At 60.9% G+C, this 19483-nt stretch carries 20 protein-coding genes; 5 read left to right on the forward strand and 15 right to left on the reverse strand.

Annotation, left to right across the window (positions count from 1 at the left end; all coding sequences use genetic code 11):
* The 4 genes from QWB57_RS08370 to grxD all read right to left on the reverse strand — a co-directional run.
* Positions 1-3226, reverse strand: a 3226-nt coding sequence (locus QWB57_RS08370; RefSeq protein ID WP_288969121.1) for a carboxypeptidase regulatory-like domain-containing protein, incomplete at its 3' end; no start/stop codon positions are given.
* 215 nt (positions 3227-3441) lie between these two features.
* Positions 3442-4035 (reverse strand): YhgN family NAAT transporter, encoded by a 594-nt coding sequence (locus tag QWB57_RS08375; protein WP_223627142.1) that lies wholly within the window; start codon positions 4033-4035, stop codon positions 3442-3444.
* Entirely contained in the window at positions 4032-4769 is a 738-nt protein-coding gene (locus QWB57_RS08380) for an SDR family NAD(P)-dependent oxidoreductase (protein WP_288969122.1), read from the reverse strand. The genes QWB57_RS08375 and QWB57_RS08380 overlap by 4 nt, the downstream gene beginning before the upstream one ends.
* Complete coding sequence (grxD, locus tag QWB57_RS08385; protein ID WP_223627138.1) at positions 4766-5089, reverse strand: Grx4 family monothiol glutaredoxin; 324 nt, start codon at positions 5087-5089, stop codon at positions 4766-4768. The genes QWB57_RS08380 and grxD overlap by 4 nt, the downstream gene beginning before the upstream one ends.
* A 134-nt stretch (positions 5090-5223) precedes the next feature.
* Here grxD and QWB57_RS08390 point away from each other — a divergent pair, with 134 nt between their 5' ends.
* Positions 5224-5802: a Fe-Mn family superoxide dismutase gene (locus tag QWB57_RS08390; protein ID WP_223627136.1), complete on the forward strand. Its 579-nt coding sequence runs from the start codon at positions 5224-5226 to the stop codon at positions 5800-5802.
* A gap of 165 nt (positions 5803-5967) precedes the next feature.
* On the opposite strand, the gene QWB57_RS08395 is transcribed toward QWB57_RS08390, so the two are convergent.
* Together QWB57_RS08395 and purE are read right to left on the reverse strand one after the other, a co-directional pair.
* Positions 5968-7116: a 5-(carboxyamino)imidazole ribonucleotide synthase gene (locus QWB57_RS08395; protein WP_288969124.1), complete on the reverse strand. Its 1149-nt coding sequence runs from the start codon at positions 7114-7116 to the stop codon at positions 5968-5970.
* A complete protein-coding gene (purE, locus tag QWB57_RS08400) occupies positions 7113-7619 on the reverse strand; it encodes a 5-(carboxyamino)imidazole ribonucleotide mutase (RefSeq protein WP_288969125.1) in 507 nt (168 codons plus the stop codon). Before purE ends, QWB57_RS08395 begins: the two co-directional genes overlap by 4 nt.
* A gap of 59 nt (positions 7620-7678) precedes the next feature.
* On the opposite strand from purE, the gene QWB57_RS08405 reads away from it, so the two are divergent.
* The 3 genes from QWB57_RS08405 to QWB57_RS08415 are packed head-to-tail and all read left to right on the forward strand — an operon-like array spanning position 7679 to position 9160.
* A complete protein-coding gene (locus tag QWB57_RS08405) occupies positions 7679-7948 on the forward strand; it encodes a Trm112 family protein (RefSeq protein ID WP_288969127.1) in 270 nt (89 codons plus the stop codon).
* Positions 7945-8814, forward strand: coding sequence for a carboxylating nicotinate-nucleotide diphosphorylase (gene nadC, locus QWB57_RS08410; RefSeq protein ID WP_288969129.1), 870 nt, complete (start codon positions 7945-7947; stop codon positions 8812-8814). Before QWB57_RS08405 ends, nadC begins: the two co-directional genes overlap by 4 nt.
* A gap of 4 nt (positions 8815-8818) precedes the next feature.
* Positions 8819-9160, forward strand: a complete 342-nt coding sequence (locus QWB57_RS08415; protein WP_223627124.1) for a DUF3301 domain-containing protein — start codon at positions 8819-8821, stop codon at positions 9158-9160.
* A 94-nt stretch (positions 9161-9254) separates the two neighbouring features.
* Here QWB57_RS08415 and QWB57_RS08420 read toward each other — a convergent pair whose 3' ends face one another.
* From QWB57_RS08420 to QWB57_RS08445, 6 genes are all read right to left on the reverse strand, one after another.
* Positions 9255-9716 (reverse strand): ClpXP protease specificity-enhancing factor, encoded by a 462-nt coding sequence (locus tag QWB57_RS08420; protein WP_317851747.1) that lies wholly within the window; start codon positions 9714-9716, stop codon positions 9255-9257.
* Positions 9717-9728: 12 nt separating this feature from the next.
* Entirely contained in the window at positions 9729-10364 is a 636-nt protein-coding gene (locus QWB57_RS08425) for a glutathione S-transferase N-terminal domain-containing protein (RefSeq protein ID WP_223627737.1), read from the reverse strand.
* Positions 10365-10483: 119 nt separating this feature from the next.
* Complete coding sequence (locus tag QWB57_RS08430) at positions 10484-11227, reverse strand: cytochrome c1 (RefSeq protein ID WP_223627121.1); 744 nt, start codon at positions 11225-11227, stop codon at positions 10484-10486.
* Positions 11220-12503, reverse strand: coding sequence for a cytochrome bc complex cytochrome b subunit (locus QWB57_RS08435; RefSeq protein WP_223627119.1), 1284 nt, complete (start codon positions 12501-12503; stop codon positions 11220-11222). Before QWB57_RS08435 ends, QWB57_RS08430 begins: the two co-directional genes overlap by 8 nt.
* 3 nt (positions 12504-12506) lie before the next feature.
* The gene (gene petA / locus QWB57_RS08440; protein ID WP_223627117.1) at positions 12507-13106 is read right to left on the reverse strand and encodes a ubiquinol-cytochrome c reductase iron-sulfur subunit; all 600 of its coding nucleotides are present in this window, start codon (positions 13104-13106) and stop codon (positions 12507-12509) included.
* Positions 13107-13195: 89 nt separating this feature from the next.
* Positions 13196-14176, reverse strand: a complete 981-nt coding sequence (locus QWB57_RS08445; protein WP_288969130.1) for a lytic transglycosylase domain-containing protein — start codon at positions 14174-14176, stop codon at positions 13196-13198.
* Between the two features lie 138 nt (positions 14177-14314).
* Here QWB57_RS08445 and miaB point away from each other — a divergent pair, with 138 nt between their 5' ends.
* Positions 14315-15700 carry a tRNA (N6-isopentenyl adenosine(37)-C2)-methylthiotransferase MiaB gene (miaB, locus tag QWB57_RS08450; RefSeq protein ID WP_288969132.1) on the forward strand — a complete coding sequence of 462 codons (1386 nt, stop codon included), beginning with the start codon at positions 14315-14317 and terminating at the stop codon, positions 15698-15700.
* A 48-nt stretch (positions 15701-15748) separates the two neighbouring features.
* Here the strand turns inward: miaB and QWB57_RS08455 are convergent, their stop codons facing one another.
* The 3 genes from QWB57_RS08455 to QWB57_RS08465 are packed head-to-tail and all read right to left on the reverse strand — an operon-like array spanning position 15749 to position 19476.
* Entirely contained in the window at positions 15749-17410 is a 1662-nt protein-coding gene (locus QWB57_RS08455; protein ID WP_288969134.1) for an amidohydrolase, read from the reverse strand.
* Between the two features lie 54 nt (positions 17411-17464).
* Positions 17465-18547: an ABC transporter permease gene (locus QWB57_RS08460; RefSeq protein ID WP_223627109.1), complete on the reverse strand. Its 1083-nt coding sequence runs from the start codon at positions 18545-18547 to the stop codon at positions 17465-17467.
* The gene (locus QWB57_RS08465; RefSeq protein WP_223627736.1) at positions 18544-19476 is read right to left on the reverse strand and encodes an ABC transporter ATP-binding protein; all 933 of its coding nucleotides are present in this window, start codon (positions 19474-19476) and stop codon (positions 18544-18546) included. The genes QWB57_RS08460 and QWB57_RS08465 overlap by 4 nt, the downstream gene beginning before the upstream one ends.
* Between the last annotated feature and the right edge of the window lie 7 nt (positions 19477-19483).

Genomic DNA, 19483 nt, shown 5'->3' on the forward strand with positions numbered 1-19483 from the left:
TGAAGCCCACCTGCACCGACCACTGCGAGATGCCCTGATCGAAGCCGTCGGCATCACCGTTGGCAACGGTGGGTGTATCCGCATGTCGGAAGTTGTACACGTACTTGCCGTTGTAAATACCCTGCAGGGTGGCTACGCGGGCATCAGCGAAGAAACCGTAGTCCATGATGTTGCCCCACTTCTTGTTGAGCAGGTTGCCAACGTTCTGGATGTCCACCCAGACTTCCGACTTGTGGCCCTTGAAGAAGCCCGGCAATTCTTGCGATAGGCGCAGGTCAAACGTATTGACCCAACCGGCACGGAAGGCATTGTTGCCCGCCACGGAACCGCGAATCTTGTTCAGATCCTTGTTGCTGCTGAGCCAATCAAAAAACGCTGTTTCCATCGCGGCATCGGCAGTGAATACACCAGCACTGGTCAGGTTTCCGAACAGCACATCCCCCTGGCCCTTCGGTACGTAGAACAGGTCGTTTGCGGTACGCGTGTCGCCGTTGGCGTCATTGACATAGACGTAGCTGAACGGACGGCCGCTACGACCTTCGTAGACCAAACCTGCACGGGTCTCGTAATCGCCAAAGAACTTGTGCTTCCAGTTCAAACTGCCGCTGAAACGGTCCTTGATCTGGTAGCGCGCGGTAGTGGCCACATCTTCGTTGGCATTGAAGCCGTACTGGTAGCCCCAGCCCGAACTGGCGGTGGAGCTGGTCAACGGGCCAACTTCAGTCGCATGGGTATAGGTGTAGCCGATATTCCAATACCAATCGCTGTTGCGGCTCCACGGCTTGCTCAGGCTGACCGTCAACTGTTGCGTGCCGCCCTTGTCGGTATTGTCGATCAAGAATACGTTGTTATAGGCAGTATTGCGGCCATAGCGTGCATCGCCAGATGCCCACGCCTTGCCGGTCTTGGTGGGGTTCCAATACAGCTCACGACCATCCGGGCCCAGATAGGCATAGGCCGGATCTTCGCCCGGGGTATTGATCTTGCCGATACCCAAGCTCTTGTAGAACAAGCCGTGGTTGACCTTGGTGACCATCAACTCTGCCGAGAACACGGTATCCATCCAACCGGTTTCGGTATCGAACGCCAGGTTTGCCTTCCAGATGGACGGCAATTTGAAATCATTGCCAACAAAGTTGACGTTCTGTGCACCTGCGCTGCCGCCACCCGGCGGCACCGTTTGATGCAAGCCATCCGGGTTGAACGGGAACAGGGCGTTGTAACTGGTGAAGTTGTAAGAGGTGTAGTTGAAACCGGTGGTGTTGAAGCTATTGCCAATCCACACCTGCGGCGCATCGCCCTGGAACAGACCCACGCCGCCGCGCAACTGCATCTGGCGGTCGCTGTCGAAGGTGTAGTTGAAGCCGAAGCGCGGCTGGATCAGGAAACCGCCACCGAACACCTTGCTGTTGTCGTAGCCAAAGTAGGTCGACGCCGCCTGATTGTAAGCCGGTGCGGGAGTTGCGGTTGGTTTGTCACCACGCAGGCCGAAAGTCAGGGTCAGGTTGCTGTTGACATACCAAGTATCCTGCACGAACAAACCAAGGTTCTTGCTGTGGTAATTCACGGCAATCGAACCCGGCGCAGTTTCTGCACTGTAGTTGTAGCTGCTGTATTTGCCGGCAGCAAAATTGTTCAGGCCCCAGAAGGTATAAGTGCCCCAGGAATTGGCGCCGAAATAGTTGTAAACCTGATTGTCGCTATAGTTGACGCCAAACTTCAGGTTGTGATCACCCATCGTCAACGCACCCGACCCGTAATAATCCCAGGTCTTGGTAATCAGCGAGTTGCCTTGGGTATTGGCTTCGGTACCCAGATAGATCGAATCGCCACTCGGGTTGGCTTCGGTGCCACCAAAATAGATGCGGATGCTAGGAGCTGTGCTGTCGGTAACACGCAAAGCCGAGTAATCACGGTAGGACACCTTGAATTCAGTACTGAAATTTTCAGTCCAATCACTGAACACCTGTCCGACCCAGCTTTCCACTGATTTCTGGTGGGTATACCAGTACGAGCTCAGCGAGACACCGCTGCTGCTCATGCCCTGTACACGCAACTTGTTCTGCTCCAACTTGCTGTAGCGCAGGCTGGCGCGGTGGTTGTCATTGATGTTCCAGTCCAACTTCAGCGCATACTCTTCAAGGTCGGTATTCGCATTGCTGCTCAGGCCACCGGCGTTAATACCAAACCCCTGCGCAATACTCTGTGCGCGCTGGATATCGGCATCTTGAATGACATGCCCAGTCTTGCCGAGGGCGGTGGTGGAAAGATCCGTACCCGGGGCCTTCTGTTCAAATTTTTCGTAATTGGCAAAGAAGAACAGCTTGTCCTTCACGATCGGGCCACCCAGCGTGAAGCCATAGGTGCTTTCACTGTCGAAACCCGCAAACTTCTGGCCCAACGGATTCTTGCCGAACCAGCCATTGTCACGATAGGTGCCATACAACGAGCCGTGGAAATCATTGGTGCCCGATTTGGTCACCGCGTTGACGGTGGCGCCGGATGCCGAGGGCGAGCTGACGTCGTAGCCAGACAATTTGATGTCGATCGCTTCGATGGCTTCCATCGACACCGGCTGGCGACGCGTCGGCATGTTGTTGCCTTCCAGGCCAAACGTATCACTGGCCGATACGCCGTCAATCGAAATGGCGTTGTATCGCGGATTCTGACCACCCGCAGAAATCGTGCCTTCGGCGCGGCTGACGAAAGCCACGCGAGGATCCAAGCGCATGAAGTCCTGGATGTTGCCACCGATCGAGGGCAGCGCCTCGATGGTGGTGCGGTCGATATTCGTGCCCGAACCCATCTTGGTGGCGCTGAATATTTCAGATCCACCCGAGACACCCACTACCTGCACGCTATCCAAGTTGGTGACATTGGTATTCAGTTCGGCATTGATAGTGTTGACCTGATTCAGGCCCAGATACACATTGTCCTGCGTCTTGCTGCCATCACCCGACTTGGTAATGACGATGGTGTACGGACCACCCACGCGCAAACCACGGGCGTTGTAGCGGCCGCTGGCATCGGTGGTGACGCGGCTGACGGTGCCCGATTCGACATGGGTGATGGTGACCTCGGCGCCAGCCACTGGCTGTCCATTGTTCCCGGTGACTTGACCACCAACACCGGCGGAGGTGCTCTGGGCGAACACGGGAGCTGCAGCAAGGGCAACGACCAGACCCAGCGCCAGTTTGGACAGACGCGCGTGGTTCGGATGCTTCATGAGATGACCTCTTTATGAATGAATATAGTGACGGGCTTGCGATGGCGATAGCCAACAAGCCCGCTCTGCAACGGTTGTCGGCGCTTTATGTGGGGTTCCCGCTGCCATACCCCAGCGAACGGGATCACCAAAGTTTAACACGGTAACCGCGCCAGATGACGCTGCGATGACCATCCCGTGACCGCCTTCGCACTGCGCCAAGTCCTTGTTGCCATTCAGGTTACTGGGTGCAAATAGCTGCTGATGCCATCCAGCAACATCTGTACGGAAATGGCCACGATCACCATCCCCATCAACCGTTCCAGCGCGGTGAGGGCGCGCATGCCCAACCACTTTTTCAGCCATGTGGCGCAGAACAGGATCACCGCTGTGGCACCCCAAGCCAGGGTCAGCGCCAGCATCCAGTCACCCATGCGATCCGGCTGCTGACTGCCCAGCAGCATCACGGCGGCCATCCCCGAGGGACCTGCGATCATCGGAATAGCCAGTGGCACGATAAACGGCTCGCCACCGGGGACATCGCCCATCACCCCTTCGGCGGTGGGGAAGATCATGCGCAGGCCGATCAGGAACAACACAATACCGCCGGCAATCGATACCGACTCTTGCTTCAAATGCATCAATTCAAGTGCGTATTGACCGCCCCACAGGAACAGCATCAGCACGCCCAGCGCAATCAGCAATTCCCGCACCAGTACCTTGCGCTGCCGCTGCGGTGGCAGTTCTTTCAGCAAACTCAGGAACACCGGGATATTGCCCAGCGGGTCGAGGATGAAGAACAACAACAAGGCGGCTGCAGTAATCGTCATGCGCTTGACTCAGGTCCGGCGTACTGGATCTTGCCACGCCACCCCGCAGCTTCGGATGACAGCAGCGTCACGCAGGCCTGGGCATAGTCTGCGGCCGCGCGCGCGTTCAAGTCGTTATTGGCCTGATACGCCTTGCCACGCAACTGGGTGCGCATCGGGCCGGGGCAATAACCGCTGATGCGCGGGCCGTGTTCGCCCAGCTCGGCTTGCAACATCGCAATCATCGCGGCCTGCCCGGCCTGGGCGATGCCATAGCCACCCCAGAACGCGCCACTGCTGCGTGCGGGATCATCCAGCACACACACCACGGCAGCGGCGTCAGACTTTGCCAATAATGGCAAGCAGGCTTGGGTCAACCACCAACGTGCGGTCAAATCGACATGCACCGCACGCGCAAAATCTGCCGGATCGGTATGCGCCAGCGGGGTCAGTCCTTTGAATTCTGCTGCGCAGTGCAACAGGCCATCGAGTTTGCCGAATTCGCCGTCGATGGCCTGCGCCAGCTGGTCGTAATCGTCCGGTGCTGCGCCCTCCAAATCCAGGGGATACAAGATCGGCTCTGGCCCCTCCGCCTTGACCGCGTCATACACGCGGTTGAGCGCTGCCACTTTGCGCCCCAGCAGGATGACGGTTGCGCCGGCCTGCGCACAGGCCACCGCCGCCGCCGAACCCAAGCCACCGGCAGCACCCGTGATCAGCACGGTTCGATCTTGCAACACCGGCTGCATGCTCATGCCTTCTGCGCGTCAGCCACCAGCCGCGCCAGCTCGCCGGATTCGGCCAACTCCACGGTGATGTCGCAGCCGCCAATCAGCTCGCCGTGAATGAACAATTGCGGGAAGGTGGGCCAATCGGAATAACGCGGCAAATTGGCGCGAATTTCCGGCTCGTCCAGCACGTTCACGGTGTGCAAATGATCGGCACCCGCCGCCTGCAGCGCCTGCACGGCGCGGCTGGAGAAGCCGCACATCGGGTACTGCACGGTGCCCTTCATGAACAACACGATAGGATGCCCTTCGATCTCGGCACGGATGCGCTCTTCCACGGATGACATTCAACAAACTCCTGCAACAGTGTGGCCTGCGCGCTTCACGGTGCAACAACGCGCCGGGCAGATACAATTGCTTATTGTAATTCGTCGCGCGCCGCCCAGGCCGCATTCGCGTTTCACACCGACAGGAGTCCATCGTGGCTATCGAACTGCCCGCCCTTCCCTACGACCGCACCGCGCTTGAACCGCATATCTCGGCCGAAACCATCGACTTCCACTACGGCAAGCATCATCAGGCCTATGTCACCAATCTCAACGGCATGATTGCCGGCACCGAGTTTGAACACGCCTCGCTAGAAGAGATCATCCGGAAGTCGCAAGGTGGCATGTTCAACAACGCCGCCCAGGTGTGGAACCACAGCTTTTATTGGAATTGCCTGAAGCCCAATGGCGGCGGCGCGCCCAGCGGCAAGTTGGGCGAGGCCATCAATGCCGCATTTGGCAGCTTCGACGCATTCAAGGAAGCATTCACCAAAACCGCCGTCACCACCTTTGGTTCGGGCTGGGCCTGGCTGGTGCAGCGCACCGATGGCAGCCTGGCCTTGGTCAGCACGCCCAATGCCGCCACCCCGTTGACCGGCGAAGACACTCCGCTGCTGACCTGCGATGTGTGGGAGCACGCCTACTACATCGACTACCGCAATGCCCGCCCGAAGTATGTGGAAGCATTCTGGAGCTTGGTGAACTGGGATTTCGTGGCAGCACAGATGAAGTAATTCGCACACAGGTGCAATACGAAAACGGCCGGAGTGATCCGGCCGTTTTTTTTTCGATGCCACTTCCTTGCGATGCCTCCTGAGCCATGGCACCTACCGTCCGGTGTTCGCTTCGCGGCTCGAAATGCCGCTATGCGAATCACCTGACGGGGCACCAGCGCGCGATCAGCCAGCGCTCTCCAAGGCCCGCACCACCGGCGCCACTTGCCCCTGCAGGCCCAGCGCCTCGCCCACACGCTGCAAAGCGTCGGCCAATTCCTTGCGGGAGTCCGCACGCAGTGTTGCGTGCCCAACCTTGCGACCCGCGCGCGGCTGTTTGCCGTAGTCGTGCCAATGGCCGCCAGCTTCGGCCAAGACTGCGCCTGCGTCCGGCATCTGCCCCAGCCAGTTGAGCATGCACGCCGTCCCGATCATGCGGGTGCTGCCCAGCGGCAGGCCCAGCACGGCGCGCAGATGATTCTGGAACTGGCTGGTCTCGCTGCCCTCAATCGTCCAATGGCCGGAATTGTGCACGCGTGGGGCCATTTCGTTGGCCAATAATTCACCATCGCGACAGAATAACTCCAACGCGAATACACCCACGTAATCGAGTGCTTCCGCCAATGCCTGCGCATACCCCAGCGCGGTATCGCGCAAGGCATCTTCCACCTGCGCCGGCGCCAGGCTGGCCGACAGCACACCATCGACATGCCAGTTTTCAGTCAATGGCCATGCGCGGAATTCGCCATCGCGGCCGCGCACGGCAACCACGGACAGTTCGCGCTGGAAATGGACAAAGCCTTCCAAAATCAAGCCTACGGTATCCGCTTGCGCACCTAGCGTCGCCCAAGCTGCATCCACATCGGCAGGGGTTTTGATGCGGAACTGGCCCTTGCCGTCGTAGCCGAGGCGGCGCGTTTTGAGAATGCAGGGCATGCCAATCTCGACAACGGCTGCATGCAACTGTGCTTGCGTGCCGATGGCGGCAAACGACGGTACCGGGATACCCAATTCGCGGAACAACGTTTTTTCGGCCAAGCGATCCTGTGCGGTCGCCAACGCAGGCGGGCCCGGGAATACCGACACGCGATCGGTCAACCACTGCGCCGACTGCGCCGGCACGTTTTCGAAGTCGAAGGTGGCCACATCCACCTGCGACGCAAACTGTGCCAGTGCGGATTGGTCGGTGTAATCGCCCACTACCATCGGTGCAAATTGCCCGGCGCAGGCATCGGCCACAGTATCGAGCACCAAAAAGCGCAAACCCAATGGCGCGCCGGCCAGCGCCATCATGCGTGCCAATTGGCCGCCGCCCAAAATGCCTACCGTGCTCATGTGCGGGGGTCGTCGTGGGCGATGACATCGCTGGTTTGCTTGGTGCGAAATGCCACCAGTGCCGCGCCAACCGCAGGCACTTCGTGGGCCAACATGGCGGCGGCAAACAGTGCGGCATTGGCGGCACCGGCATTGCCAATGGCAAATGTCGCCACGGGGATACCCGCCGGCATCTGCACGATGGACAGCAACGAATCCATCCCGTTCAGCGCTTTACTTTGCACCGGCACACCGAGCACGGGCAGCGCGGTTTTCGATGCCAGCATGCCTGGCAGATGCGCGGCCCCGCCGGCCCCGGCGATGATGGCGCGCAGGCCGCGCTCTGCAGCAGCTTCGGCATACGAAAACAGCACATCCGGGGTGCGATGTGCCGACACCACGCGCACTTCAAATGGCACGCCAAGCGCCTCCAATTTCTGGGCAGCGTGCTGCATCGTCTCCCAATCGGAGCGCGAACCCATGACGATGCCGACCAATGGTGCGGCGGAATCGGTACCTGACATCACAATCCCCAGTCGCTAAAGAAGTATTCTAACGGCCCCCGTTCCTTGTTGCCTGCCCGATGGATCGCAAGTTGCTCGATATTCTTGTCTGCCCTACCACCCGCCAGTCGCTGGCACTGCTGGACAGCGCCGGGCTGGACAGCCTGAACCGTGCGATTGCCGCGGGCACACTCAAGCGTGGTGATGGCGGCACGCAAACGGATGCCCTGCGCGAGGCGTTGATCACCCGCGACCGCAAGACGGTGTACCGCATCGACGATGGCATCCCCGTGTTACTGGCCGAAGACAGCTTGGCCACCGCGCAAGCCGAAGGCTTTCCGGGCGCATGAGTGTGGATGCGGCGATGCTGGCAGACGCCATTGCCGCCAATGTCACGGCGGCACTGGCCGAGGACATCGGCCCAGGCGATGCCACCGCATCGTTATTGGACGATGGCCCTGAGCAGGCGTATTTGCTGTGCAAGGAAGCGTGCGTGCTGGCGGGGCGGCCGTGGTTTGACGCCACCCATCGCGCCCTCGACCCCGCTGTGCGCATTGATTGGCACTGCGACGAAGGCGCACGGCTGGCCAAAGGCACGCTCATCGCCACGCTGCACGGCCGCAGCCGCGCCCTGGTCAGCGCCGAGCGCACCTCGCTCAACTTCCTGCAAACCCTGTCGGGCACTGCCACTGTCACTGCGCAGTATGTGGATGCCGTGCGCGGTACCGGCACCCGGATTCTGGACACCCGCAAGACCCTGCCGGGGCTGCGCGTGGCACAAAAATACGCGGTGGCCATTGGCGGCGGCGTCAATCACCGGCTGGCGCTGTTTGATGCGCTGATGCTGAAAGAAAACCATATCCGCGCGTTCGGATCGGTGACTGCCGCCATCCAGCGTGCGCGCAGCTTGCACCCGGCGCTGCCGCTGATTGTGGAAGTGGAAACCCTGGGCGAGCTGCGGCAAGCTCTGGAAACCGGCTGCACGCGGATCCTGATTGACGATTTCGATGCCGACACCCGCCGCGAAGCGGTACGCATTGCCAAAGCTGCACCGTATTTCGGCAATATCCCGCTGGAAGTCTCCGGCGGGGTGGATGTCACCACCTTGCGCAGCATTGCCGACGACGGGGTCGATTGCATTTCGATTGGTGCATTGACCAAGCATCTGCACGCCATCGACTTTTCATTGAAACTGGGGCCACCGCCCTCATCTTGACCCGATGCCTACCCTGCTCATCCTGCTGATTGTTGGCGGTGCCGGTTTTTTCTTCTTCACCGCCGCCCGCGCCGCTGCCGAACGTGCCACCGAAGTGGGCCACGACGCCTGCCAGGCCGCCGGGGTACAGTGGCTGGATCAATCCGTGCACGCCATCGGCATGCGCTTACGCCGCAAGGACAACGGCTGGTTGGGGCTGGAGCGCAGCTTTCGTTTCGAGTATTCGGAAGATGGCGAAAACCGGCATATTGGCCGGATCGTGCTGTTGGGCGACAAGCTGGTGGGATTCAGTGGGCCCAGCCGTGCGGCACAGGCGGTGGTGCGCAGCATCCCGAACGGGGGATAGCAGCCTCTCCCCAAAGGAGCGACTGTTGGCCCGTCCAAGCCTGTCGCGTGCAGGGCACGCCCCCACAAACATCCATCGCACGCATGGCGTGCCCTTACTTGATGATACGCAGGTGGTTGCCGCGTTTGGGGGGCTGTGGGTGCGGAGGATCGTCCACCTGCTCGGCTGATGTCTGTTGCGGCGTTTCTTCGCTGCTGCCGGGGTTCTGTGCAGTATCGAGATGCGGCTCTTCCGGCATGCCCATGCCTTGCCCTGTTTCACGTGCATAGATGGCGATGATCGCGGTCAGGGGAACCACTACGGATTGGCTCACCCCGCCGAAGCGTGCGGAAAACCGGATCGCGTCATCCCCCATTTCCAGCCGTGACACTGCGCGGTCGGCAATATTGAGCACCACCTGGCCATCTTTGATCGTATGTGGTGGCACACGCACACCAGCACTGCGCGCATTGACCAACACATGCGGAGTCATGCCGTTATCGGCAATCCATTCATAAATGGCCCGCAAGAGGTACGGGCGTTGGCTGGTCATGACGGGCAGGTGCAGTTCGGACATTGGAGCGCAAACTTACAAGGGCACTTCGCGCAGCTTCTTTTCCTGTTCAGTCAAGCTGCGCACAAAGCCGGGGTTGCGGAAGATGCGATTGCCGTAATCCTCGATGACCTTGCCATCTTTGGGCAACGGCACACCCAAGGCCTCCAGCCGCCAGATGATCGGGGCCATTGCACAATCGGCCAAGCTCATTTCCGGATTGAGGAAGAACTTGTAGGCCTTGAACAGTGGCAATGACTGCGCCAGCAGCTCCTTCAAACGCTTGCGCCCTGCATCGGCCTGTTGCTTGTTGCCCAGCTGGATTGCCTGCACCTGCGGCACCCAATCGTGCTCGATGCGCAGCATGGCTAACCGCAAACGCGCACGTGCCAGCGGTTCTACCGGCATTAGCGGTGGATGCGGGTAACGCTCATCCAGGTATTCGCTGACCACGCTGGCGGCATACAGCACCAGATCGCGCTCGACCAAGGTCGGCACCGAGTGGTACGGGTTGAGATCGATCAGATCTTCGGGCGGGCTTTGTGGATCGACCGGGATCAGATCATAGGTCACACCCTTGGCGGCCAGCACCAAGCGTACGCGGTGGCAAAGGACATCATCCACCGAAGAAAACAGGGTCAGGGCATTACGCATGCGCGGACTCACAGCCATCATCAGAACCACTCCCCACGTCCGATAGTACTACCGGACGCACCTGCGCCGCCCGCACGATACGGGCGGCAGTCAAGCGTCGTTCCACTGCGACGGGCATCCGTGCCGTAGTTGCCGCGTCAGTGAACGTCCCGCCAATATTCATGCTTCAACAACCATGCCATGAAGGCAAAGAACACCAAGAACAAGATCGCCCACACCCCCACATTCTGGCGCTTCAACGCCGCTGGCTCACCCACGTACTCCAGGAACGCGGTGATGTCACGCACGGTCTGGTCAAATTGCTGGGCATTCTGGCGGCCAGGCTGGCTGATGGTGAAACCTTCCACCGGCAAGTCGCCAGTGGCGGTCTTCTTGCCATACACCGGCTGTTGCACGCCCTGCAATTCCCATAACGGGTTGGGCATCGATGCGTTCGGGAACAGGGTGTTGTTCCAGCCTACCGGGCGGCTTTCGTCCAGATAGAACGATTTCAGGTAGGTGTAGATCCAGTCGCTACCGCGCACCCGGGCAATCACCGACAGATCCGGTGGTGCTTTGCCGAATGCCGACTTGGCCAGCTCTGCCGGCATCGCCGCCATCACGTGGTCACCGATTTTGCCGCCACTGAAATTCAGGTTCTGCATCACCTGGTCTTCGGTCAAGCCAAGATCTTCGCCAATACGCGCATAACGCATGTATTTCAGCGAGTGGCAACCGCTGCAGTAGTTCATGAAAGCGGCGGAGCCACGTTGCAACGAGGCTTTGTCGGTCAGGTCGGTACCCGACTGCTGCAGGTTGCCGCCTTCATTGGCGAAGGCAGTGACGGACAGCAACAGGCCAGCAGCAAACACCGCCGCACGGGACAGGAAATTCTTAGTCATGCATCGTCACCCGATCCGGCACCGGCTTGGTCTTGTCCAGCTTGGACCAGACCGGCATGGTGATGAAGAAAGCGAAATAAAGGAAGGTCAACACGCGGCCAATGATGGCTTCAACCGGATCCGTACCCGGGCCGGCACCGATCTTGGCCAGCCACAGGAAGCAGAACGCGAACATCAGCAGCATCACCCAGCTCAGTGGGCCACGGTAGCGATAGGACTTGACCGCAGACTTGTCCAGCCACGGCACCAGGAACAGCATGACGATGGCACCAAACATCACCAACACGCCCCATAGCTTGATCCCGAAGAACGAGGGAATCACGCGCAACATGGCGTAGTACGGAGTGAAGTACCACACCGGCTTGATGTGTGCCGGCGTCACCAGCGGGTTGGCCTCGGTGAAGTTGTCGTGCTCGAGGAACCAGCCACCGAAAGTGGGCGCAAAGAAGATGATGAAAGCCGCGATGATCAGGAAGCAACCGACATAGAAGGTGTCCTTGACCGTGAAATACGGGTGGAACGGAATGCCGTCTGCCGGTGCGGTAGGCGACCAGCGGTTGCCCTTCGGACCCTTCTTGATTTCCACGCCATCGGGGTTGTTGGAGCCCACTTCATGCAGCGCGAAGATGTGCAGCACCACCAGCAACAGCAGCACCAGCGGCATCGCAATCACGTGCAGCGCGAAGAAGCGGTTCAAGGTGGCATCGCCCGGATTGAAGTCACCCATGATCCACTCGGTCAGGCCGCCGCCGATGACCGGGATCGCGCCGAATAGCGAGATGATCACCTTGGCACCCCAGTACGACATCTGGCCCCACGGCAACACATAGCCCATGAAGGCTTCTGCCATCAGCACCAGATAGATCACCATGCCCAGCAACCACACCAGTTCACGTGGTTTCTTGTAGCTGCCGTACATCAGCCCGCGGAACATGTGCAGGTAGATGACGATGAAGAACAGCGATGCACCGGTGCTGTGCATGTAGCGAATCAGCCAGCCCCAATCGACATCACGCATGATGTACTCGACCGAACCAAACGCTTCGGCCGCGCTGGGCTTGAAGTGCATGGTCAGGAAAATACCGGTGACGATCTGGTTGACCAACACCACCATCGACAACACACCGAAGATGTACCAGATATTGAAGTTCTTCGGCGCGTAATACTCGCTCATGTGCTTGCGATACACCGGCATCATGCCGGGCGCACGCTCATTGACCCAATCCATCACGCCGTTGGCGGCGTTGCAGGCGGTTTGCACGATCTTGTTCGTCATGGCTTACGCGGCTCCCTTCGGATCGACACCAATGACCAAGGTGTTGTCGTTTTCGAAGTGGTACGGCGGCACCGGCAGGTTGGCAGGTGCCGGCTGTGCCTTCAACACGCGCCCGGCAAGGTCATAGCGCGACTTGTGGCAGGGGCAGAAATAGCCGCCCTTCCAATTCGGATCGAACGGCTCGGGCTTCACTTCCGGCAAGAACTCCGGCGCGCAGCCCAAATGGGTGCACACGCCCACCAACACCGAAATTTCCGGCTTGATCGAACGCGTGGGGTTTTGTGCGTACTTGGGTTGCTGGTCGGCATTGGTCGAATTGGGATCGGCCAAGGTGGGATCCAGCGACTTCATCACCTCCAGCATCGCTTTGCTGCGCTTGGCGATGTAGATCGGCTGACCACGCCAGTTGATCACCATCTGCTGGCCTTCGACCAACGCACTGATGTCCTGGGTGACAGGTGCGCCCGCGAAGCGCGCACGCGCACTCGGGCTCCACGACTTGATGAACGGCACTGCCGCAAATCCGGCACCCACCGCACCCACCACCGCAGTCGTCGCGGTGAGGAATCGGCGTCTGCCGACATTGACCTCTTCGTTGGCCATCCCGCACTCCGTTAGAAATCTGGACACACATTGCAGCTGCCGGCTGGGTGCCGATCGACCGCAAAAGACAGGGAAGTGTAACGGAAGCCTTAACGCGCAGACAATCCGCCTTGACTTGGCGAGGCCACCGGGTTCAATCCGCTCCGATACCGTTCCGCCAATACCGCAACCCGCTGCACATACCGCTGGGTCTCGCTGTACGGCGGCACGCCCCCGTACTTGTCCACCGCCCCTTCGCCGGCGTTGTAGCCGGCGGCAGCCAGGGTCAGATTGCCATTGAAACGCTTGAGCAGCCACGCCAAGTACTGCACACCACCCTGAATGTTCTGGCCGGCGTTGAACGCATCCAGCACCCCAAACCGGCGCGCGGTGCCTGGCATCAGCTGCATCAACCCCTGCGCGCCCACGCGCGACAAGGCATTTGGATTGAACGCGGATTCCGCGTGAATAATCGCGCGCACGATGGCCTCGTCCACCCCGTGTTCGCGCGCCGCCGCCCGAATTTCATCCTGATAGGCCGTGGTATTCAGGCGCAGGCTGCGGAAATTCAGGCCCGGCAACACACCGCAGGCATAACAGGTTTCCATGTAGCTGTACTGGATGGTGCGCACCGAGGCTGCAGCCAGGCCGGCAGGGCGCACACTGCTGTAATTGCGCACGCCGTCCTTGCCGACATAGGCATACACCTGGCCACGAATCAGCCGGGGTGCGGCAGGGGCGGGAGCCGGCGCTGCAGCTACGGTGGCCATTGGCGCGGTCAATACCGGCAAGGCGGCTACAGGTTTGCGATCCGCCGGGAATGCCAGAGCTGGCGGCACGCCCGCGGGTGTGACAGGTGCCGCTGCATGCGGCGCTGCGGTACTCACCACAGGTTGCGGCTTGGATTTGGGCTTGCGTACCACCGACGTTCGATTCGGGAAGTTGCCAATCAAGCTGCAGCGGGCACCGGGCACGCGTTTGCTCACATAACTGGTAGTGCCGTCATCCAAGTTGCAGCGGTACACCCTGCCGGCCAGCGCAGGGCCGGCCAACAGGCAAAGCGACAACACAATGACAGCCTTCCCCTTCATGGCCGGCAGTTTTGCGCTATCTCGCCACATTGGCAAGCCCTTGATTTTTCAGCGCCTTGCCAATCCGGGCGCGCGCCTGCCGTTAGAATGGCGGTTTTCCACCCGGCCCGGACTCACCACCGCGCCCCGGAGTTCATCATGACCGATCTGCACCCCCTGCCCGCACTGCCCGTTGCCCGCCCTGCACGCCCGGGCGCCAAGAAATTCCACATCCAGACCCACGGCTGCCAGATGAACGAGTACGACTCGGCGCGGATGGCCGATCTGCTGACGGTGCAGGAAGGGATGGAAATGACAGAGAACGCGGACGAAGCCGACGTCATCCTGATCAATACCTGCTCGATCCGCGAAAAAGCGCAGGAAAAGGTATTCAGCCAGTTGGGCCGCTGGAAAAGCTTCAAGCAAGGCGAACGCCCGGTGATCATTGGCGTGGCCGGCTGCGTGGCTTCGCAGGAAGGTGCCGCAATTCTGGACCGTGCGCCGTACGTGGATTTGGTGTTTGGCCCGCAAACCCTGCACCGCTTGCCGGAAATGATTGCGCAGCGGCAAACCAGCGGCCAGCCGCAGGTGGACATCAGTTTTCCGGAGATCGAGAAGTTCGACCGCCTGCCGGAGCCCCGCGCCGATGGCCCCACCGCCTTTGTTTCGATCATGGAAGGCTGCTCGAAATATTGCTCGTACTGCGTGGTGCCCTACACCCGTGGCGAGGAAATCAGCCGCCCGTTCGAGAGCGTGCTGACCGAAGTGGCCGAGCTGGCCGCGCAGGGCGTGCGCGAAGTCAACTTGCTGGGCCAGAACGTCAACGCCTACCGTGGCCCACTGGGCGATACGGGGCAAACCGCCGATCTGGGCTTGCTGATCCGCGCCATTGCCGAAATCGAGGGCATTGGCCGCATCCGTTTCACCACCTCGCACCCGTTGGAGTTCTCCGATTCGCTGATCGAGGCCTACCGCGACGTGCCCAAGCTGGCCAACTATCTGCACCTGCCGGTACAGGCCGGCAGCGACCGCATTTTGTCGGCGATGAAACGCGGCTACACGGCGCTGGAGTTCAAGCAGAAAATCCGCAAATTGCGTGCGGTGCGGCCCGATATTTCGGTGTCGTCCGACTTCATTGTCGGGTTTCCGGGCGAGACCGAGGCCGATTTCGAAAAAACCATGAAGTTGATCGAGGACGTGGGCTTCGACCAGAGTTTTTCCTTCATTTACTCACGCCGTCCCGGCACCCCGGCCTCCGACCTGGAAGACACCACCAGCAGCGAACAAAAACACGCACGCCTGGACCGTCTGCAAAAGCACATCAGCGCGCATGCCGCCACCATTTCGCAAGCGATGGTCGGCAGCGTGCAGACGGTGTTGGTGGAAGGCCCGTCGCGCAAAGACCCGAATGAATTGACCGGTAAAACCGAGAACATGCGCCCGGTGAATTTTGCTGCACCCAAGCGACTGATCGGGCAATTCGTGGATGTGGAGATCACCCAAGCGATGCCCAATTCGCTGCGTGGACGGGTACTGCTGCGGTAACGCCCCCGCCCGCTGCGACCCTCGTTTGCGGCCAGTGGCCGGCAGCAGCTACCGGCTGGCCTCGAACACCGGCTTGCCATCCACATAGGTTGCCTGGATGGTCAAGCTGCGCAGCGCGGCATCGGGCACCGTCAACGGGTCTTCGGCCAGCACCACGAAGTCGGCACGCTTGCCGGCTTCCAGACTGCCCACTTCGTGTTCGCCAAATCCAGCGTACGCCGCTTCCAACGTAAAACCGCGCAGCGCCTCGAACGCGGTCAGCTTTTCATCGGGATACCAGCCGCCTGCAGGCAGCCCTTGCGCATCGCTGCGGGTGACCGCCGCATACAAGCCCAACCGCGGATCCACCGATTCAATCGGGAAATCCGAGCCCAATGCCAAATGCGTGCCGGCATCACGCACTTGCCGCCAGGCATACGCGCCCACGATTCGCTGCGGGCCAACGCGATCTTGCGCCCACGGCATGTCGCTGGTGGCGTGGGTGGGCTGCATCGAGGCAATCACATGCAGCTTGGCCAACCGCGGCACATCGTCAGGTGACAGAATTTGCGCGTGCTCGATGCGCCAGCGGTGATCGCTGTCCACATCCCTGCCCAGCACCTTGGCATAGGCATCCAAGGCCATTCGATTGCCACGGTCACCGATCGCATGGGTGGCCACCTGCACGCCGCAGCGGTGGGCCTTGTCGGCGGCCACCGCCAGTTCTTCCGCGGACATCACCATCAGGCCGCGGTTGCCGTGGTCGTCGCTGTAGTCCTCCAGCATCGCGGCGCCACGGCTGCCCAATGCGCCGTCGGCATACAGTTTCACGGCACGCATTTGCAGGCGCCCGGATGGATGCCGATACAGTCCATTGCGGCACAAGAACTGCAGAGCCGCCTTGTTGCCATCGGCCATCGCGTAGATGCGCAGCGGGACTTGACCCTGGTCGGCCAGCCGTTGATAGCGGCGCAGTTCCTCCAGCGGAATACCAGCATCGTGAACGCCGGTCAGCCCATGCTCGACCGCAGCTTGCATGCCCAGCACCAGCGCCCGCTCGGCGGTGGCCTCATCCATGGGCGGGCGTACTGCCTCCATCAAATCCATCGCATTGTCGATGAGTACCCCGCTGGGCCGGCCCGCAGCGTCACGCCGGATAATGCCGCCGTCCGGCTGCCAGTTGCCAGCCAGATCACGCTGGATTGCGCGCATGGCAGCGGTATTGGCCCAGCCAGCGTGGCCATCGATGCGGTACAGCCATACCGGGCGCTCCGGAAATGCGGCATCCAGGTCCGCCGCGGCAGGAAAGGCCTTGTCCGGCCAATCGTTCTGATCCCAACCGCGCCCGATCAGCCAGGCCCCCGCCGGAAGGGTTTTTTCGAATGCGCGCAGCCGCGCAACAATCTCCTGCTTGTTCGCGCTGCCCACCAGATCAACGGTGAGAAAGGTCAGCCCCAACCCTTCCACATGCCCATGCGCATCGATCAAACCCGGCACCACCGTGGCGGTGCCCACATCAAGATGCTTGGCCCCGGGATAGCGCGCCAGCAATGCCTGCGCTTGGCCCACCGCAAGAATTTTGCCGGCGGCGTCGAATGCCATCGCCTGCACCTGTGGCTGCGTGGTATCCATGGTGTGGATGCGCCGTGCGGTGAGCACCGTGGTTTGTGCCAGCACCGGCCCCGCCAGCAGGCCGCACAACAACAGGGCCAATCGATTCACTGTGCGCATCGTTTGCATTCCTTCTTTCACGATTGTGGCGACTGTACCAAGATCACGCGGCGGTCAATCCAGCCGCTTGCGAAACCGCAGGATCGCCAAGCCCATCATCGCCAGCGTGAACACCAGCAGCGCCAACGCATCCGGCCACAATTCCAGCAAGCCGGCACCGCGCAACATCACGCCGCGAATCAAGCGGATGAAGTGGGTCAGCGGTAACGCCTCGGCCAACCACTGCACCACACGCGGCATGCCATCAAACGGGAACATGAAGCCGGACAACATGATCGACGGCAGGAACAGGAAGAACGCCATCTGCATCGACTGGAATTGGGTCTTGGCCACGGTCGACACCAGCAAGCCCAGGCTCAGATTGGCGACGATCAGCAATACCGCGGCGACATACACCTGAAACAAGCTGCCGTGCACCGGCACCTGAAACAGCAGTGCGCCCAGCAGCAAGACCAAGGTTGCCTGCACCAGACCAGCGGCGATGTAGGGAATCACTTTGCCGATCATCAACTCGGCGCTGGACACTGGTGTTGTGATCAGCAGTTCCAGATTGCCACGCTCGCGTTCGCGCACGATGGCCATGGCGGTGAACATCACCATGGTCATGGTCAGAATCACGCCGATCAAACCTGGCACCACATTGATCGCGGAGATGCGGCGGGGGTTGTACAGCGGCAACACACTGATCTGTGCGGCAGATGCCGTGCGTTGCCCATCCAGCGGCATCTGGGCCAACTGGCGCGCACTGGCCTGCACCGAAGTGTCGCTGCCATCCACGATCACTTGCACTGCTTCGCGGCCATCGATGCGGCGGCGTTCGAAGTCCGGCGGAATCAAGATTCCAATCCGGATCTGGCCTGCGCGCAGCAGTGCCTGCAATTCCTGCGGCGTGCGCGCTACTGCAGCCGGACGCACGATGTCAGTGGCAAACATGTCCTGCGCCAGCGCGCGTGAGCCGCCGGTGCCTGCCATATCGGCGATTGCAGCCGGCAGGTTGCGTACGTCGGGATTGATGGCGTAACCAAACAGCAGCAGTTGCATGGTCGGGATGCCGATCATCATCGCCACCGTCATGCGGTCGCGCGCCATCTGTCGCACTTCCTTCCACATCACCGCCAGAATCTGCTGCAGTTTCATGCTGCCCGTGCCTTTGCGCAGCCGTGCGTGGCGGACACGAACACGTCTTCCAAATTAGGGGTAATGGCTTGCACGTCGGCGGTAATGCCTTGTGCCTGCAATGCTGCTTGCAGCACGCCAGCGGCGTCCTCCGCAGTCACCGACTGCGCGCACAGTACGCGCAATTCATTGCCAACCTGGGCCACGCTGAGGACACCCGGCACGGTATGCAGCACCGACTGCGCACGTCTGGGTTCGCCACTGTGCACGCCGAGGGTGCGCCCGGCCAGTTGCCCAGTCAGTTGGCCGGGTGTGCCATCGGCCACCAACCGGCCGTTATCGAGGATCGCGATGCGATGGCAGCGCTCGGCTTCATCCATGTAATGGGTGGACACCAGAATCGTGGTGCCGGCATCGGCAAGGTCGAACAGGCTTTCCCAGAAGCCGCGCCGCGATTCCGGATCGACCGCGCTGGTGGGCTCATCCAGAAACAGCAGCTCGGGTTTATGTACCACCGCACCGGCGAGCGCCAGCCGCTGCTTCTGGCCGCCGCTCAGGGTGCCGGCCAGTTGCCGTGCGCGGTCGGCCAGGTCGTAGTTGTGCAGCAACTCATCCACGCGGCTGCGCCGCGCCGCACGCGGCAGACCTTGCACGGTGGCCAGGAACTCCAGGTTCTCGCGCACGCTGAGGTCTTCGTACAGCGCGAACTTCTGGGTCATGTAGCCAATCCGGCGACGCAGCGCTTCGGCCTGTTCGGGGATGCGCAGGCCAAGCACTTCGATATCACCCGCACTTGGTGTCAGCAGGCCGCACAACATGCGAATGGTGGTGGACTTGCCGGAGCCATTCGGGCCGAGGAATCCATACACGCTGGCGCGCGGCACCGACAGGTCCACGCGATCCACTGCCAGCAGCGCACCAAAGCGTTTGCTCAGGCCGCGGGCACGAATGGCGATG

Origin of the sequence: uncultured Thermomonas sp. (genome assembly GCF_937872235.1) — a bacterium.
GTDB lineage: Bacteria > Pseudomonadota > Gammaproteobacteria > Xanthomonadales > Xanthomonadaceae > Thermomonas > Thermomonas beijingensis.

Excerpts from the sequence above, each read along its gene's own strand:
- QWB57_RS08375 (WP_223627142.1), bottom strand. The coding sequence starts at position 4,035 with ATGACGATTACTGCAGCCGCCTTGTTGTTGTTCTTCATCCTCGACCCG.
- QWB57_RS08380 (WP_288969122.1), bottom strand. The coding sequence starts at position 4,769 with ATGAGCATGCAGCCGGTGTTGCAAGATCGAACCGTGCTGATCACGGGT.
- grxD (WP_223627138.1), bottom strand. The coding sequence starts at position 5,089 with ATGTCATCCGTGGAAGAGCGCATCCGTGCCGAGATCGAAGGGCATCCT.
- QWB57_RS08395 (WP_288969124.1), bottom strand. The coding sequence starts at position 7,116 with ATGAGCACGGTAGGCATTTTGGGCGGCGGCCAATTGGCACGCATGATG.
- purE (WP_288969125.1), bottom strand. The coding sequence starts at position 7,619 with ATGTCAGGTACCGATTCCGCCGCACCATTGGTCGGCATCGTCATGGGT.
- QWB57_RS08405 (WP_288969127.1), top strand. The coding sequence starts at position 7,679 with ATGGATCGCAAGTTGCTCGATATTCTTGTCTGCCCTACCACCCGCCAG.
- nadC (WP_288969129.1), top strand. The coding sequence starts at position 7,945 with ATGAGTGTGGATGCGGCGATGCTGGCAGACGCCATTGCCGCCAATGTC.
- QWB57_RS08415 (WP_223627124.1), top strand. The coding sequence starts at position 8,819 with ATGCCTACCCTGCTCATCCTGCTGATTGTTGGCGGTGCCGGTTTTTTC.
- QWB57_RS08420 (WP_317851747.1), bottom strand. The coding sequence starts at position 9,716 with ATGTCCGAACTGCACCTGCCCGTCATGACCAGCCAACGCCCGTACCTC.
- QWB57_RS08425 (WP_223627737.1), bottom strand. The coding sequence starts at position 10,364 with ATGGCTGTGAGTCCGCGCATGCGTAATGCCCTGACCCTGTTTTCTTCG.
- QWB57_RS08430 (WP_223627121.1), bottom strand. The coding sequence starts at position 11,227 with ATGACTAAGAATTTCCTGTCCCGTGCGGCGGTGTTTGCTGCTGGCCTG.
- QWB57_RS08435 (WP_223627119.1), bottom strand. The coding sequence starts at position 12,503 with ATGACGAACAAGATCGTGCAAACCGCCTGCAACGCCGCCAACGGCGTG.
- petA (WP_223627117.1), bottom strand. The coding sequence starts at position 13,106 with ATGGCCAACGAAGAGGTCAATGTCGGCAGACGCCGATTCCTCACCGCG.
- QWB57_RS08445 (WP_288969130.1), bottom strand. The coding sequence starts at position 14,176 with ATGAAGGGGAAGGCTGTCATTGTGTTGTCGCTTTGCCTGTTGGCCGGC.
- miaB (WP_288969132.1), top strand. The coding sequence starts at position 14,315 with ATGACCGATCTGCACCCCCTGCCCGCACTGCCCGTTGCCCGCCCTGCA.
- QWB57_RS08455 (WP_288969134.1), bottom strand. The coding sequence starts at position 17,410 with ATGCGCACAGTGAATCGATTGGCCCTGTTGTTGTGCGGCCTGCTGGCG.
- QWB57_RS08460 (WP_223627109.1), bottom strand. The coding sequence starts at position 18,547 with ATGAAACTGCAGCAGATTCTGGCGGTGATGTGGAAGGAAGTGCGACAG.